Annotated in this window: 14 protein-coding genes; 8 read left to right on the forward strand and 6 right to left on the reverse strand. The window is 70.9% G+C overall.

Going from position 1 to position 14,916, the window contains the following annotated elements:
• Positions 1-66 precede the first annotated feature (66 nt).
• A complete protein-coding gene (ychF, locus tag O7595_RS11565) occupies positions 67-1,155 on the reverse strand; it encodes a redox-regulated ATPase YchF (RefSeq protein WP_269728634.1) in 1,089 nt (362 codons plus the stop codon).
• A gap of 182 nt (positions 1,156-1,337) precedes the next feature.
• On the opposite strand from ychF, the gene O7595_RS11570 reads away from it, so the two are divergent.
• A complete protein-coding gene (locus O7595_RS11570; protein ID WP_269728635.1) occupies positions 1,338-1,991 on the forward strand; it encodes a DUF6542 domain-containing protein in 654 nt (217 codons plus the stop codon).
• Between the two features lie 110 nt (positions 1,992-2,101).
• Here the strand turns inward: O7595_RS11570 and ppgK are convergent, their stop codons facing one another.
• On the reverse strand, positions 2,102-2,845 hold the full coding sequence (gene ppgK / locus O7595_RS11575) for a polyphosphate--glucose phosphotransferase (RefSeq protein WP_269728636.1): 744 nt from the start codon (positions 2,843-2,845) through the stop codon (positions 2,102-2,104).
• Between the two features lie 99 nt (positions 2,846-2,944).
• Positions 2,945-3,925, reverse strand: coding sequence for a 4-hydroxy-3-methylbut-2-enyl diphosphate reductase (locus O7595_RS11580; protein ID WP_269728637.1), 981 nt, complete (start codon positions 3,923-3,925; stop codon positions 2,945-2,947).
• Positions 3,926-4,287: 362 nt separating this feature from the next.
• Between O7595_RS11580 and xseA the strand changes: the two genes are divergently transcribed.
• The 3 genes from xseA (at position 4,288) to O7595_RS11595 (ending at position 6,716) form a co-directional block, all read left to right on the forward strand.
• Complete coding sequence (gene xseA / locus O7595_RS11585) at positions 4,288-5,499, forward strand: exodeoxyribonuclease VII large subunit (RefSeq protein ID WP_269728638.1); 1,212 nt, start codon at positions 4,288-4,290, stop codon at positions 5,497-5,499.
• A 97-nt stretch (positions 5,500-5,596) separates the two neighbouring features.
• Positions 5,597-5,884 carry an exodeoxyribonuclease VII small subunit gene (locus O7595_RS11590; RefSeq protein WP_269728639.1) on the forward strand — a complete coding sequence of 96 codons (288 nt, stop codon included), beginning with the start codon at positions 5,597-5,599 and terminating at the stop codon, positions 5,882-5,884.
• Positions 5,885-6,125: 241 nt separating this feature from the next.
• Positions 6,126-6,716: a malonic semialdehyde reductase gene (locus O7595_RS11595; RefSeq protein WP_269728640.1), complete on the forward strand. Its 591-nt coding sequence runs from the start codon at positions 6,126-6,128 to the stop codon at positions 6,714-6,716.
• 403 nt (positions 6,717-7,119) lie between these two features.
• Here the strand turns inward: O7595_RS11595 and O7595_RS11600 are convergent, their stop codons facing one another.
• Positions 7,120-7,674, reverse strand: a complete 555-nt coding sequence (locus tag O7595_RS11600; RefSeq protein ID WP_269728641.1) for a DUF4245 domain-containing protein — start codon at positions 7,672-7,674, stop codon at positions 7,120-7,122.
• 124 nt (positions 7,675-7,798) lie between these two features.
• Between O7595_RS11600 and glpX the strand changes: the two genes are divergently transcribed.
• Positions 7,799-8,830: a class II fructose-bisphosphatase gene (glpX, locus tag O7595_RS11605; protein ID WP_138053405.1), complete on the forward strand. Its 1,032-nt coding sequence runs from the start codon at positions 7,799-7,801 to the stop codon at positions 8,828-8,830.
• A 107-nt stretch (positions 8,831-8,937) separates the two neighbouring features.
• Here the strand turns inward: glpX and O7595_RS11610 are convergent, their stop codons facing one another.
• Together O7595_RS11610 and O7595_RS11615 are read right to left on the reverse strand one after the other, a co-directional pair.
• Positions 8,938-9,288, reverse strand: coding sequence for a WhiB family transcriptional regulator (locus O7595_RS11610; protein WP_078503542.1), 351 nt, complete (start codon positions 9,286-9,288; stop codon positions 8,938-8,940).
• Between the two features lie 136 nt (positions 9,289-9,424).
• On the reverse strand, positions 9,425-10,123 hold the full coding sequence (locus O7595_RS11615; protein ID WP_269728642.1) for a DUF1707 SHOCT-like domain-containing protein: 699 nt from the start codon (positions 10,121-10,123) through the stop codon (positions 9,425-9,427).
• A gap of 336 nt (positions 10,124-10,459) precedes the next feature.
• On the opposite strand from O7595_RS11615, the gene O7595_RS11620 reads away from it, so the two are divergent.
• The 3 genes from O7595_RS11620 (at position 10,460) to fomD (ending at position 14,642) form a co-directional block, all read left to right on the forward strand.
• Positions 10,460-12,151 carry a fumarate hydratase gene (locus tag O7595_RS11620; RefSeq protein ID WP_269728643.1) on the forward strand — a complete coding sequence of 564 codons (1,692 nt, stop codon included), beginning with the start codon at positions 10,460-10,462 and terminating at the stop codon, positions 12,149-12,151.
• Positions 12,152-12,496: 345 nt separating this feature from the next.
• Positions 12,497-13,903 (forward strand): class II fumarate hydratase, encoded by a 1,407-nt coding sequence (locus O7595_RS11625; protein WP_269728644.1) that lies wholly within the window; start codon positions 12,497-12,499, stop codon positions 13,901-13,903.
• A 73-nt stretch (positions 13,904-13,976) separates the two neighbouring features.
• Complete coding sequence (gene fomD / locus O7595_RS11630) at positions 13,977-14,642, forward strand: cytidylyl-2-hydroxypropylphosphonate hydrolase (protein ID WP_269728645.1); 666 nt, start codon at positions 13,977-13,979, stop codon at positions 14,640-14,642.
• The last annotated feature ends 274 nt before the right edge of the window (positions 14,643-14,916 follow it).

Consider the following 14,916-nt stretch of genomic DNA (forward strand, 5'->3'; position numbering starts at 1 on the left):
CAAATGGAGCCAACCCCGTCTGACCTGCACGTTTGTCAGATCGCTACATCGATGCTACGGCGCGGACTAAACGTTGAAGCGGAACTCCACCACGTCCCCGTCCTGCATCACGTAGTCCTTGCCCTCCATGCGCGCCTTCCCCGCCGCGCGGGCGTCGGCGACCGAGCCGGTCTCGACCAGGTCGGCGAAGGAGATGACCTCGGCCTTGATGAAGCCCTTCTGGAAGTCGGTGTGGATCACACCGGCCGCTTCGGGGGCCGTGGCGCCCTTCTTGATCGTCCAGGCGCGGGACTCCTTGGGGCCCGCCGTGAGGTAAGTCTGCAGGCCCAGCGTGTTGAAGCCGACGCGGGCCAGTGTGGCGAGGCCCGGCTCCTCGGCGCCGACGGACTGGAGGAGCTCCATCGCGTCCTCCTCGTCGAGCTCGGCGAGGTCCGCCTCCAGCTTGGCGTTGAGGAAGATCGCCTCGGCCGGGGCGACCAGTGCGCGCTGCTCGTCCTTGAAGGCGTCGTCCGTCAACTCGTCCTCGTCGACGTTGAAGACGTAGAGGAACGGCTTGGTGGTGAGCAGGTGCAGGTCGTGCAGGAGCTCCGCGTTCTCCGAGCCCTGGACGATGCCCTGGGAGAAGAGGGTGTCGCCCTTCTCGAGGATCTCCTTGGCCGCCTCGACCGCCGCGACCTTCGGCGCCACGTCCTTCTTGATCCGGGACTCCTTCTGGAGCCGCGGCAGGACCTTCTCGATGGTCTGGAGGTCGGCCAGGATCAGCTCGGTGTTGATGGTCTCGATGTCGTCCTTGGGTGAGACCTTGCCGTCGACGTGGACGACGTTCTCGTCCTTGAAGGCCCGGATGACCTGGCAGATCGCGTCGGACTCGCGGATGTTCGCCAGGAACTTGTTGCCCAGGCCCTCACCCTCGCTCGCGCCGCGGACGATGCCGGCGATGTCGACGAAGTCGACCGTCGCGGGCAGGACCCGCTGCGAGCTGAAGATCTCGGCCAGCTTGCCGAGCCGGGCGTCGGGGACGCCGACCACGCCCACGTTGGGCTCGATGGTGGCGAACGGGTAGTTGGCCGCCAGCACGTCGTTCTTGGTCAGGGCGTTGAAGAGGGTCGACTTACCGACATTCGGCAGACCGACGATTCCGATCGTGAGCGACACGTTGGCGACTTCCTGGAGTGAGGACTGGCTGGTGGCCGGGCCCGGGAGTGGGCCGATCCCCCAGTTTACGGGCGGCCCGCCGGAGTACGTCACGCGTGCGACGTCTCGAACTCTTGACCAAGCTCACCCAAAGGGCGTGTCCCGTGACCTACTGATCGCACATCGCGACCTACGTTGTTCACGTGGAGCAGCAAAGGACTGGTACCCCGTCGAGGCAGCCGCGGCCGCAGGCCCCTCTTTCGCAGCAGGCCCCCCTCTCCAAGGGCGCCCTTATCGAGGGTGCCTCGGTGTACCGGGTCACCGCCCGGCCCGGCAGGGCGGGGCAGCCGGAAACCCCGCAACGGCCCGGGAAGCGGCCCGGCGCCCGGACCGCGCGCCAGGGCCCCCCGCTGGTGGCCGCCCTGCGCAGACTGCCGAACCCGCGGCTGACCGGACTGGGCGCCGGACTGTTCGTCTGCGTCCTCATGCTGGTGATCGGCTCGCTGGACCAGCTGCTCTTCGACGGCTCGGCCGTCGTGTACGGGGTGCTGTTCCTGCCGGTGAGCGCCCTGACCGCGTTCTGGGTGCGGAGCGCGGACCTGGTCACCGCGCCGATCAGCGTGCCGATCGCCTTCGCCGTGGGGCTGCTCCCGATCACGGGGGGTTCGGACGGGACCGGCGGGTCCGGGGGTGTCGGCGTCCAGATCATGGCCGTGGTCACCGCGCTGGCCGTGCAGGCGGGCTGGCTGTACGGTGGCACGCTCGTCGCCGGGCTGATCGCGACCGTGCGGAAGATCCGGCTGATGACGACCCGGCGCCGTTCCCGCCGGCCGTCCGGGCCGCCGCGCCGGGCCTGAGGACGCCCGGCACCTGACGGCACCCGACGACGAGGCGCCCGTCGCATGGGTGACGGGCGCCTCCCCATGTGCGCTGCCCCGTCCGGCCGGCGGGCGCGGTCCCGCCCTCGTCAGCCGTGCTCGGCCGCCGCCGTCATCGCCGCGCCGACGATCCCCGCGTTGTTCTGCAGCTGAGCCGGGACGATCTCCGCCCGGATGTGGTGGAGCAGCGGAATGAACTTGTCCGCCTTACGACTCACGCCGCCCCCGATGATGAACAGCTCGGGCGAGAACAGCATCTCCAGGTGGGCCAGGTACTTCTGGACCCGGCGGGCCCAGTGCTCCCAGCTCAGCCCCTCGTCCTCCTTGACCTTGGTCGACGCCCGCTTCTCGGCCTCGTGGTGGTTCAGCTCCAGATGGCCGAGCTCCGTGTTCGGCACGAGCCTGCCGTCGAGGAAGAGCGCGCTGCCGATGCCCGTGCCGAGGGTCAGCAGCATCACCGTGCCCTTGCGGCCCTTGCCCGCGCCGAAGGTCATCTCGGCCACTCCGGCCGCGTCCGCGTCGTTGAGCACGGTCACCGGCAAGCCGATCCGCTCGCGCAGCAGTTCGGCGGCGTCGACGTCGATCCAGTTCTTGTCGACGTTGGCGGCCGTACGGATGACCGAGCCGGTGACCACTCCGGGGAAGGTGACCCCCACGGGGCCCGACCAGCCGAAGTGCCGCACCACCTCCGCGACGCAGTCGGCCACGGGTTCGGGCGCGGCCGGGTGGGGGGTGAGTACCTTGTGGCGGGGCTCGGCGAGGTCGCCGCGGTCCAGGTCCACGGGGGCGCCTTTGATCCCCGATCCGCCGATGTCCACTCCGAAGACGTTCATGGACACAACGTTACGAGGAAGGCCCCGCCGTCACTCCCCGACGACGGGACGTTCGCCGGACTTCCCGGGGCGCCTCGTCCCCGCTCCCCGCCCGGGCGGTCAGTCCTCGACGAGCGACGACGCCTCGGCTCGCAGGTCGCGGCGGAGCTCCTTCGGCAGCGAGAACGTGATCGACTCCTCGGCCGCCTTGACGATCTCGACGTCCTCGAAGCCGCGCTGCGACAGCCACTCCAGGACCTCCTCGACCAGGACCTCGGGCACCGACGCGCCCGACGTGACGCCCACGGTCGAGACGCCCTCCAGCCAGGCTTCGTCGATCTCGTGCGCGTAGTCCACGAGGTGGGCGTCGCGGGCGCCCGCGCCCAGGGCGACCTCGACGAGCCGCTTGGAGTTGGAGGAGTTCTGCGAGCCGACGACGATCACCAGGTCCGCCTCGGCACCCATCTGCTTGACCGCGATCTGGCGGTTCTGCGTGGCGTAGCAGATGTCGTCGCTCGGCGGGGAGACCAGCAGCGGGAACTTGGTCTTCAGCCGGTCGACGGTCTCCATCGTCTCATCGACGGAGAGCGTGGTCTGGGACAGCCAGACGACCCGGGAGGGGTCGCGGACCTCGACCTTGTCCACGTCCTGGGGGCCGTCGACCAGGGTGATGTGGTCCGGGGCCTCGCCGGTGGTGCCGATGACCTCCTCGTGGCCCTCGTGGCCGATGAGGAGGATGTCGAAGTCGTCCTTCGCGTACCGCACGGCCTCCTTGTGGACCTTCGTCACCAGCGGGCAGGTGGCGTCGATGGTGGCCAGCTTGCGCTCGGAGGCCTCCTCGTGGACGACCGGGGCCACACCGTGCGCCGAGAACATGACGATGGAGCCCTCGGGGACCTCCTCCGTCGTCTCGACGAAGATCGCGCCCTTCTTCTCCAGGGTCTGCACGACGTACTTGTTGTGGACGATCTCGTGGCGGACGTAGATCGGCGCGCCGTACTGCTCGAGGGCCTGCTCCACGGCGATCACGGCACGGTCCACGCCCGCACAGTAGCCACGGGGTGCGGCGAGGAGGACGCGGCGGGCGTTCGTTGCAGTCATGTCCCCCATCGTAAGGGCGCGCCGGACGGCCCAACGATCGCCCACGGGGCTGAGACCGGTGCGGGTTCGGGACCACGCCTCGTGATCGGCACCGCGGACGGGACGTACGGGGACGAACGCTCCCATGACCGGCACCGGCACCGGCTCCGGGAAGGGGGCGGGGCGCGGGACCGGGCCGCACGCAACCGTCCGGGGCACGGGACCTCCCCGCACGGGGCGTGGCGGACACGGCGCGGACGTGGCCGGGCGCTCGCTGCGGCAGGCCCGGGCGGGGAGGAAGGGGAAACCGAACCGTCGGCCCGGCGCAGGGGTGCGGCGCCGTCGGCCCGGGCGTGTCGGAGGCTGCCGTTACGCTCGCGGGCATGGGTCTCACTACGTCAGCCGAAGCCCCGATGCCCGTCGGCGAGGTGTCACGGCTCATCGGGGGGTGGATCGACCGGCTCGGCGCGGTCTGGGTCGAGGGGCAGATCACCCAACTGTCGCGCCGTCCGGGCGCCGGGGTGGTCTTCCTGACGCTGCGCGACCCTGCGTACGACATCTCGGTCAGCGTCACCTGCTACCGACAAGTGTTCGACGCGGTCGCGGACGCCGTTGCCGAGGGCGCGCGGGTGGTCGTCCACGCGAAGCCGGAGTGGTACGCCCCGCGCGGGCAGCTCTCGCTCCGGGCCGCCGAGATAAGGCCGGTCGGCATCGGAGAGCTGCTGGCTCGGCTGGAACGGCTGAAGCGGTCGCTGGGCGCCGAGGGACTCTTCGCGCCGGACCGCAAGAAGCCGCTGCCCTTCCTGCCCCAGCTGATCGGCCTGGTCTGCGGCCGGGCCTCGGCGGCCGAGAGGGACGTGCTGGAGAACGCCCGGCGGCGGTGGCCCGCCGTCCGGTTCGAGGTGCGCAACGTCGCCGTGCAGGGCGTGCGTGCCGTGCCCCAGGTGATCCAGGCGGTGAAGGAGCTGGACGAGCACGCCGGCGTGGACGTGATCGTCGTGGCGCGCGGCGGCGGCAGCGTGGAGGACCTGCTGCCCTTCTCGGACGAGCAGCTGGTGCGCGCGGTCGCCGACTGCCGTACGCCCGTGGTGTCCGCGATCGGGCACGAGCCGGACTCCCCGCTGCTCGATCTGGTGGCCGATCTGCGGGCCTCGACGCCGACGGACGCCGCGAAGAAGGTCGTCCCCGACGTCGGCGAGGAGCTGGACAGGGTGCAGGCGCTGCGGGACCGCGCGCTGAGGACGGTCCGCGGCCTGCTGGAGCGGGAGGAACGCGGCCTGCAGCACTGTCTGCACCGGCGCGTCATGGAGCATCCGCAGCGGATGGTGGAGGAGCGCGAGCACGAGACGGACGCCCTGGTCGCCCGTGGCCGCCGGGTCCTGGGGCACCTGCTGGACCGCGCGGACTCCGAGCTGTCCCACACCCATGCGCGCGTGGTCGCGCTGTCGCCTGCGGCGACGCTGGAGCGGGGGTACGCGGTGCTGCAGCACGAGGACGGCACGGTGGTGCGCACGGCGGGCGAGGTGGCGGCGGACGAGGAGCTGCGGGCGCGGGTCGCCGAGGGCGAGTTCCGGGTCCGGGTGACGGGCGGTTGAGCGGCCCGGTGGGACGGGGCACGGCCTCCGGCTCCGGGGGGAAGCGGCCTGCGCGCGCACGGCCGGACGACGACAGGCGGAATTGAGGGTGGATCACATGACGGCCAGGACCCACGAGGGCGCGCTCGGCTACGAGCAGGCGCGGGACGAACTGATCGAGGTCGTACGCCGGCTGGAGGCGGGCGGCACGACGCTGGAGGAGTCCCTGGCGCTGTGGGAGCGCGGCGAGGAGCTGGCGAAGGTGTGCCGCCGCTGGCTCGACGGCGCCCGCGCGCGGCTGGACGCGGCGCTGGCGGAGCGTGACGAACCCCAGGGCGGGGCGGCTCCGGGCGCGGCCGGGGCGGGTGCCGGTGCCGGCCGGGACGAGAGCGACGCGGCCGGCTGAGGCGGCGCGCCGACCACCGCTGAGGCGGCGCGCCGACATCGGGCGCGCCGGACGGCGGGGACGCTGCGACATTCACGGGCAGGGACGGGCATAAGCACGGACCGGATTTAGTTGAACGTTGAGTTATTGAAAGTTGAGTGACTTACCTCACCCGAGGGCGCGAATGGTTGAACATTCATCTATTCCGCTCGTACGGTGAGGGCTCGGCTTGATCCTCTTTGCTCATCGGAAGGTAAGCAGCATGTCCCTCGTTCTCGACCCCGCCGCCCAGGACCTCCTCTTCCGCGAGGCCCGCACCGCCAACACCTTCACCGACGAGCCGGTGACCGAGGAGCAGGTCCAGGCGATCTACGACCTGGTCAAGTACGGCCCCACCGCCTTCAACCAGTCGCCGCTGCGGGTCGTCCTGGTCCGCTCTCCCGAGGCCCGCGGGCGCCTGGTGAAGCACATGTCCGAGGGCAACCAGCCCAAGACCGCCACCGCTCCGCTGGTCGCGATCCTCGCCGCCGACAACGAGTTCCACGAGGAGCTGCCGGAGTTGTTCCCGCACTTCCCGCAGGCCAAGGACGCGTTCTTCGCCGAGCGGCCGGTCCGTGAGCGGTCCGCCGTGCTGAACGCCGCGCTCCAGGCCGCGTACTTCATCGTCGGCGTCCGCGCCGCCGGCCTGGCGGCCGGCCCCATGACGGGCCTTGACTTCGCAGGCGTGCAGAAGGAGTTCCTGGACGACGACCACACCCCGCTGATGGTCGTCAACATCGGCAAGCCGGGCGAGGGCGCCTGGTTCCCCCGTTCGCCGCGGCTGGCGTTCGACGAGGTCGTCACCACCGTCTGACCGTCGCGCCGCGCCCGGCGGGACCGTCCGCCGCTGCCGGGACGCACTGCGGCACCGGGCCGCCGCACCGCTTCGGTGCGGCGGCCTCGTCGTGTCCGAGGAACCGGTGCGCGGTCGGAGGAAGCGGCGTGCGGCCCGAGCGGGCCACCCGCCCCGAGGGCACCCCGGCGCCGGTGGCGAGCGGCGCCCGGAGCCGGCCCGCTCGCCACCGTGCCGGGCGGCCGGCGCACGGGCGGGGTGCACCCCGGGCGGCGGACGGGCGAGGGCGGCGCGGCGGAAGCGGCGCAGGCCCGGGACGCGCCCCGCAGGGCCCACCCGGTCCCGGCCGTGACGTGCGACGGCCCGCCGGGCGCCCCGATCAGGCCGGCGGCCGCCGTACGTCCCGGATCACCGGATCACTCCGTCAGGAGGCCGGCGGAGCCGGCGACGGCGAGGCGCCGGGCCGCGCGTCGAGCGCCGCGGCCATCTGAGCGAGCCGCTCGTACGAGGCCGTACCCGTCACCACGGTCGTGGAGCCCTTGTCGGCGCGTACCAGCGCGTCGTACTTGGGACCCTCCCAGCGCTGCCAGGACTCCCCGGCCACCTGCTGGGTGCGCTCGGTCGGGGCCGCCTGCTGGGTGACCCTGGGGACGTACTTCCGCGGCGGTTCCGTGGACTGCTCGACCGCCACGTACTGCCCGTCCGGGTCCAGGAACCCGATGTGCCAGGCATGACCGTCCTCGCGCCGGAAGGTCACCGAGGTGGGCTTCCAGCCCGCGGGCAGCCCGGCCGGGGCCGCAACCGGGTAAGGTGCCGCCCGGCGTGCCGTCGTGAGCTCCACGCTGTAGTCGACGGGCTGGATCGGGTCCAGGGAGTCGTCGTGCGGAATGAAGAAGTAGATGACGCCTGCGAATGCGCAGATGACCGTCATCGACTGGATCATTCCGCGCACTGTCTGGTTGCCTCGCTTGCCTGCCACCGCACTATGGTCGCATCAAGGCTGCCTGCTCAAACGTGGGCCCCTCTGCTCAATTTGTCGACGTACCGATAGAGTCGCAGCACCCTCTTCATCCGGCCGTCGTCGTACAGAAAGGTGCGCTCCGATGACCGAGAATCATCTTCCGTCGCAGCTCGAGGTCTCGCCCGAGGCCCCGGACCGCAACCTCGCCCTGGAGCTCGTCCGGGTCACCGAGGCCGCCGCAATGGCCGCCGGCCGCTGGGTCGGCCGCGGCGACAAGAACGGCGCGGACGGCGCGGCCGTCAAAGCCATGCGCACCCTCGTCAGCACCGTGTCGATGAACGGTGTCGTCGTGATCGGCGAGGGTGAGAAGGACGAAGCCCCGATGCTGTTCAACGGGGAGCGGATCGGCGACGGGACCGGCGCCGAGTGCGACATCGCCGTGGACCCGATCGACGGCACGACGCTCACCGCCAAGGGCATGCCGAACGCGATCGCGGTGCTCGCGGCCGCCGACCGCGGCACCATGTTCGACCCGTCCGCGGTCTTCTACATGGACAAGCTGGTCACCGGCCCCGAGGCCGCCGACTTCGTCGACATCAACGCCCCGGTCTCGGTGAACATCCGCCGGGTCGCCAAGGCGAAGAACTCCTCCCCCGAGGACGTCACCGTCGTCATCCTCGACCGCCCCCGCCACGAGGGCATCGTCAAGGAGATCCGCGAGACGGGCGCGCGCATCAAGTTCATCTCGGACGGCGACGTCGCCGGCGCGATCATGGCCGTGCGCGAAGGCACCGGCGTCGACATGCTGATGGGCATCGGCGGCACGCCGGAGGGCATCATCACCGCGTGCGCGATCAAGTGCCTCGGCGGCACGATCCAGGGCAAGCTGTGGCCGAAGGACGAGGAGGAGCGACAGCGCGCCCTCGACGCCGGACACGACCTGGACCGCGTGCTCCTCATGGACGACCTGGTCAGCGGGGACAACGTGTTCTTCGTCGCGACCGGCATCACGGACGGCGAGTTGCTGCGCGGCGTGCGCTACCGCTCCGCGACCGCGACCACTCAGTCGCTGGTCATGCGCTCCAAGTCGGGCACCATCCGGCAGATCGACTCGACCCACCGGTTGTCGAAACTGCGCGCCTACAGCGCCATCGACTTCGACCGGGCCAAGTAGGCCCCGCCCGGCAGGACACCGGACGCAGACACGACACACGGAGAGGGGCGCCCCCATGTGCGGTGGGAGCACCCCTCTCCGTGTGTGCCCGGGTGCCGCGGTCTCCGTCAGGCCGCCGACGCCGCTTTCTTGATCTCCGTCTCGCGCCGCCGGCGACGGGCCAGGACGACCCTGCGCTCGGCCGCGGTCAGGCCGCCCCACACGCCGTACGGCTCGGGCTGGAGCAGCGCGTGCTCCCGGCACTCGACCATGACGGGACAGCGGGCGCAGACCCGCTTGGCGGCGTCCTCGCGCGAGAGCCGCGCGGCCGTCGGTTCCTTGGAGGGCGCGAAGAACAGCCCGGCTTCGTCCCGGCGGCACACCGCCTCCGTGTGCCAGGGCGCATCCTGGTCTTCCCGAGCGGCAGAACGCTGGGGCGGAACGGCTACCTGCAAGGACTGATGCGGCAGTTGCAGCACGGTCTACTCCTGACGACGGCTTCGCGAGCGAGAGACGATGCAGCAAGGCCTACCCGCTGTGCGCGCGCCTATGCACTGAGTGGCAGTGGGTTCCGAACGCCGGAACTGCGGACGGCCGTTCGCGCCCACCCGTCGGTCAGTGCCCCAGATGCTTGCGCAGCCGGTCATGGAGGTCCGTGATGCGCTTGCCGCGCTTCGGCTTGGCCTCCACATTGCCGAAGACGGAATAGCCGTTGACGACCACCACCGGGGCCTCCGGGTCGGCCGCCTCCAGGGTGACGACCTCGAAGTTGCCGAAGATGCCCGTGCCGCTGCCGCGCAGCGAGATGTTCTCGGGGACGCGCACCTCCACATTGCCGAAGATCGAGGTCGCGTTGATGACGGTGAGCCGCTGGCCGAACATGGCCTCGGTCAGATCGATCTCGATGTTGCCGAAGAGCGAGAACGCCTGGGTCCGGGCGCCGACGCGCCAGCGGCCCTTGCGGGTGGAGCTGGAGAAGACGGCGACGAGGTTCTCGGCGGGGCCGGCGGGGGTCTCGGGGCCGTACGCGTACGGGGCGGGCTCCTGACGGGGCGGCCCACTCGCCGGGAGGTCGCGGACGATCGGCTCCAGTTCGCCGACGGTCTTGGCCCGGTAGACCGCGTCGATCCGCTCGGCGTGCTCCTCGGCGTCGAGCCGGCCCTCGGCCAGGGCCTCCCGGAGGATGTCCGCGATCCTGTCGCGATCCGCGTCGGAGGCGCGGATCGCCCCGGCGGGGTCCGCGGGCACCGCGGGCGCGACCGGCTTCTGGGGCTGTCCGCGGCCGGGGGCTGAATCATGCTTGTCGAGGTCCACACCAACACCCTAGCGAAACGCGATAGATCGCGACTAGTGGCCGCGCGCGACACCCTCACTCCGCGTCGCTCCGGGCCGTCGCGCCCCCGCCGGTACCGAAACGCCCGCAAGCCCGCGCCGGTGCCGACGCCCTTGCACCCGCACGCCGGCACGCCCGCACGCCCGCCGGACACGATCCCGGAGCCGGGCGCCCCGGCCCGACAGCGCCGGGCCCCGGGCGCCCCCGACGCCAACTGAGCCTTACCTCACAAGCCCGGACGGCGGGGGGCGTCTTACGCTTGTGGGCGCGCTGCCAATGGATGCCAGCCGCCGTCTGCCGAGTGAGGAATGGCCGCAATGCCCCCTGTCTCCCGTCCGACCCGCCCTGCGTTCGAGTACACCGATCTGCTCCCGCTGGGCGAGGACACCACGCCCTACCGCCTGGTGACCGCCGAAGGCGTCTCCACCTTCGAGGCCGACGGGCGTACCTTCCTCAAGGTCGAGCCGGAGGCACTGCGCAAGCTCGCCGAGGAGGCCGTCCACGACATCCAGCACTACCTCCGCCCGGCGCACCTCGCCCAGCTGCGCAAGATCATCGACGACCCCGAGGCCTCGTCGAACGACAAGTTCGTCGCGCTGGACCTGCTGAAGAACGCGAACATCGCGGCCGCCGGCGTGCTCCCCATGTGCCAGGACACCGGCACGGCGATCGTCATGGGCAAGCGCGGGCAGAACGTCCTGACCGAGGGCGGCGACGAGGAGGCGCTGAGCCGCGGCATCTTCGACGCCTACACCGAGCTGAACCTGCGGTACTCGCAGATGGCCCCGCTCACCATGTGGGAGGAGAAGAACACCGGCTCGAACCTGCCCGCGCAGATCGAGCTGTACGCCACCGACGGCGGCGCGTACAAGTTCCTCTTCATGGCCAAGGGCGGCGGCTCCGCCAACAAGTCCTTCCTCTACCAGGAGACCAAGGCGGTCCTGAACGAGGCCTCCATGATGAGGTTCCTGGAGGAGAAGATCCGCTCGCTGGGCACCGCCGCGTGCCCCCCGTACCACCTGGCCGTCGTCGTCGGCGGCACGTCGGCCGAGTACGCGCTGAAGACCGCGAAGTACGCCTCCGCGCACTACCTGGACGAGCTGCCGGAGGACGGCTCGGCCCTCGGTCACGGCTTCCGGGACAAGGAACTGGAGGAGAAGGTCTTCGAGCTGACCCAGAAGATCGGCATCGGCGCGCAGTTCGGCGGCAAGTACTTCTGCCACGACGTGCGCGTGGTGCGGCTCCCGCGGCACGGCGCCTCCTGCCCCGTGGCGATCGCCGTGTCCTGTTCCGCCGACCGCCAGGCCGTCGCGAAGATCACCGCCGAGGGCGTCTTCCTGGAGCAGCTGGAGACGGACCCGGCGCGCTTCCTGCCGGAGACGACGGACGAGCACCTCGACGAGGGCGGCGACGTCGTGAAGATCGATCTCAACCAGCCGATGGACGAGATCCTCGCCGAGCTGACCAAGTACCCGGTCAAGACCCGGCTTTCGCTCACCGGTCCGCTCGTCGTGGCCCGGGACATCGCGCACGCCAAGATCAAGGAGCGGCTGGACGCCGGCGAGGAGATGCCCCGGTACCTCAAGGACCACCCGGTCTACTACGCCGGTCCCGCCAAGACCCCGGAGGGCTACGCGTCCGGCTCCTTCGGCCCGACGACGGCGGGGCGCATGGACTCCTACGTCGAGCAGTTCCAGGCGGCGGGCGGCTCCAAGGTCATGCTGGCCAAGGGCAACCGCAGCAAGCAGGTCACGGACGCCTGCAAGGAGCACGGCGGCTTCTACCTCGGTTCGATCGGCGGCCCCGCGGCGCGCCTCGCGCAGGACTGCATCAAGAAGGTCGAGGTCGTCGAGTACGAGGAGCTCGGCATGGAGGCCGTCTGGAAGATCGAGGTCGAGGACTTCCCGGCCTTCATCGTCGTCGACGACAAGGGCGGCGACTTCTTCCAGGACCCCGCGCCCGCGCCGACCTTCACCACCATCCCGGTCCGCGGCCCCGGCCTGGCCTGAGCCCGGGACCGGGTCGGGACCACCGGACCCGGAGGATCCCCCGGCGCGCACCGCAGCACCCGGGAGGGCGCCCACGCAAGACGCTCGGCTGGGATACCCCAGCCGAGCGTCTACGTGATCCACTCACCACCTGAAACCAAGTGGTGTTGCGACGACCCCTTGAACACAAGCCCCGGCGGCGGGGCCCTCTTCCGTGTCCCGCGCCGCCTCCAGGCCGCCGTGGCACGGCTCCCCGGGCGGCGCCGCCTCCCCGGTCCGGCGCCGTCGAGGGCTTCTACTGGCCGGTGGCGCGCTTGGGAATACACGGAACCAGGGGCGTGCTGACCTTGTTCAGGAGGTTTGAGGATGTCCGACGCGAGCGAGAACGCAGGCCGTCACCGGATCGAGTACGACTCCATGGGGGAAGTGCGGGTGCCGGAGCACGCCAAGTGGCGCGCCCAGACCCAGCGGGCGGTGGAGAACTTCCCGGTCTCCGGACAACGGCTGGAACGCGCCCATGTGGAGGCGCTGGCCCGGATCAAGGCAGCCGCCGCCAAGGTCAACGCGGAGCTCGGCGTGCTCGACGAGGACATCGCCCTGGCGGTCCAGGAGGCCGCAGCGGAGGTCGCCGAGGGGCGCTGGGACGAGCACTTCCCCGTGGACGTCTTCCAGACCGGCTCGGGGACGTCGTCCAACATGAACATGAACGAGGTCCTGGCCACCCTGGCGTCCGAGCGCCTCGGCCGCGACGTGCACCCCAACGACCACGTCAACGCCTCGCAGTCGTCCAACGACGTCTTCCCCTCCTCGATCCACATCGCCGCGACGGCGGCCGTGACGAGGGACCTGGTCCCCGCGCTGGAGCACCTGGCGGAGGCGCTGGAGCGCAAGGCCGGGGAGTTCTCCCGAGTGGTGAAGTCCGGCCGTACGCACCTGATGGACGCGACACCGGTCACTCTCGGCCAGGAGTTCGGCGGCTACGCGGCGCAGATCCGGTACGGGATCGAACGACTGAACGCATCGCTGCCCCGGCTCGCCGAACTCCCCCTCGGCGGTACGGCGGTGGGCACGGGCGTCAACACACCGCCCGGGTTCCCTGCGGCGGTCATCGCCGAGGTGGCGCGGACGACCGGGCTGCCGCTGACCGAGGCGCGCGACCACTTCGAGGCACAGGGCGCCCGTGACGGGCTTGTCGAGACGAGCGGCCAGCTGCGGACGATCGCCGTCTCGCTGACCAAGATCTCGAATGATCTTCGCTGGATGGCGAGCGGCCCGCGCACCGGGCTCGCCGAGATCCGGCTGCCCGACCTGCAACCGGGTTCCTCGATCATGCCCGGCAAGGTCAACCCGGTCGTCCCCGAGGCCGTCCTGATGGTGGCCGCCCAGGTCATGGGCAACGACACGACGGTCGCGGTGGCGGGCGCGGCGGGCAACTTCGAGCTGAACGTGATGCTCCCGGTGATGGCCAAGAACCTGCTGGAGTCGGTGCGGCTCCTCGCGAACGCTTCCCGGCTGCTCGCCGACCGCACGGTGGACGGCATCACGGCGGACGAGAAGCGGGCCCGCGAGTACGCCGAGTCGTCCCCCTCCGTGGTCACCCCGCTCAACAAGTACATCGGGTACGAGGAGGCCGCGAAGGTCGCCAAGAGGTCGCTGGCCGAGCGGAGGACGATCCGTGAAGTGGTGCTGGAGGGCGGGTACGTGGAGCGCGGCGCGCTCACGCTCGAGCAGTTGGACGAGGCGCTGGACGTGCTGCGGATGACGCGTCCCTGAGGTGCTCGCCGGCCGCCGCGGACTCCCCGCGGCCCTCGACGGCGCCCTCCCGACGCGGCACTAGGATCCCTGCATGACGGGATCGGCGGGCTTCGAGCACTGGGCGCCGGGGGAGCAGATCCTCTGGCGGTATCGCGGCAACGGCTCCTCCGACGTGCACATCTGCAGGCCCGTGACCGTGGTCCGGGACACCGACGAGTTGCTGGCGGTGTGGATGGCCCCGGGCACCGAGTGCGTGAAACCGGTGCTCGCCGACGGGACGCCCGTGCACCACGAACCGCTCGCCACGCGGTACACCTCGCCCCGGACGACCGTACGCGCCCGATGGTCCGGAACGGGCGTGCTGAAGCTCGCCAGACCGGGCGAGGCGTGGTCGGTGTGGCTCTTCTGGGAAGAGGGCTGGCAGTTCAGGAACTGGTACGTGAACCTGGAGGAACCGCATCTGCGTTGGTCCGGCGGGGTCGACTCCGAGGATCACTTTCTGGACATCGCCGTGCAGCCGGACCGCAGCTGGCAGTGGCTGGACGAGGACGAGTTCGAACAGGCGCGTACGGCCGGCCTGATGGGCGAGGAACAGGCGCGGCGGGTGCGTGCGGCCGGGCGGGAAGCGGTCGAGGTGATCGGCGACTGGGGCCCACCGTACTGCGACGGCTGGGAGGGCTGGCGGCCCGACCCGCGCTGGCCTGTACCGGAGCTTCCGGCCGACTGGAATCGGACCCCCGCGCCCACGTCCGCATGACGACGCCGTGAGACCCTTGATGCGCCCCCGGGGTTCAAACGTAGGATCGTCCTCCGCAAGGCCACATCGCATCAACGATTGAGCGCAGCACAAGAACTGACCGTAAGTCATCACAAGGGGGACTGAACCGTGCCGGATGTGTGCCCGGATCTCCCCCGATCTGTCGACGCCTCGCCCGGATTGGGTATGGGCTATATCGACCTTCCAGGGGCGTTGCCGTCCCGGGCCAGGGGTGTGTTCGCCCGATGGCCCGGGGAACCGCGGCTCAGCCACG

It is taken from the genome of Streptomyces sp. WMMC940 (genome assembly GCF_027460265.1).
In the GTDB taxonomy this organism is placed as follows: domain Bacteria; phylum Actinomycetota; class Actinomycetes; order Streptomycetales; family Streptomycetaceae; genus Streptomyces.

Excerpts from the sequence above, each read along its gene's own strand:
- ppgK (WP_269728636.1), bottom strand. The coding sequence starts at position 2,845 with ATGAACGTCTTCGGAGTGGACATCGGCGGATCGGGGATCAAAGGCGCC.
- O7595_RS11580 (WP_269728637.1), bottom strand. The coding sequence starts at position 3,925 with ATGACTGCAACGAACGCCCGCCGCGTCCTCCTCGCCGCACCCCGTGGC.
- xseA (WP_269728638.1), top strand. The coding sequence starts at position 4,288 with ATGGGTCTCACTACGTCAGCCGAAGCCCCGATGCCCGTCGGCGAGGTG.
- O7595_RS11590 (WP_269728639.1), top strand. The coding sequence starts at position 5,597 with ATGACGGCCAGGACCCACGAGGGCGCGCTCGGCTACGAGCAGGCGCGG.
- O7595_RS11595 (WP_269728640.1), top strand. The coding sequence starts at position 6,126 with ATGTCCCTCGTTCTCGACCCCGCCGCCCAGGACCTCCTCTTCCGCGAG.
- glpX (WP_138053405.1), top strand. The coding sequence starts at position 7,799 with ATGACCGAGAATCATCTTCCGTCGCAGCTCGAGGTCTCGCCCGAGGCC.
- O7595_RS11620 (WP_269728643.1), top strand. The coding sequence starts at position 10,460 with ATGCCCCCTGTCTCCCGTCCGACCCGCCCTGCGTTCGAGTACACCGAT.
- O7595_RS11625 (WP_269728644.1), top strand. The coding sequence starts at position 12,497 with ATGTCCGACGCGAGCGAGAACGCAGGCCGTCACCGGATCGAGTACGAC.
- fomD (WP_269728645.1), top strand. The coding sequence starts at position 13,977 with ATGACGGGATCGGCGGGCTTCGAGCACTGGGCGCCGGGGGAGCAGATC.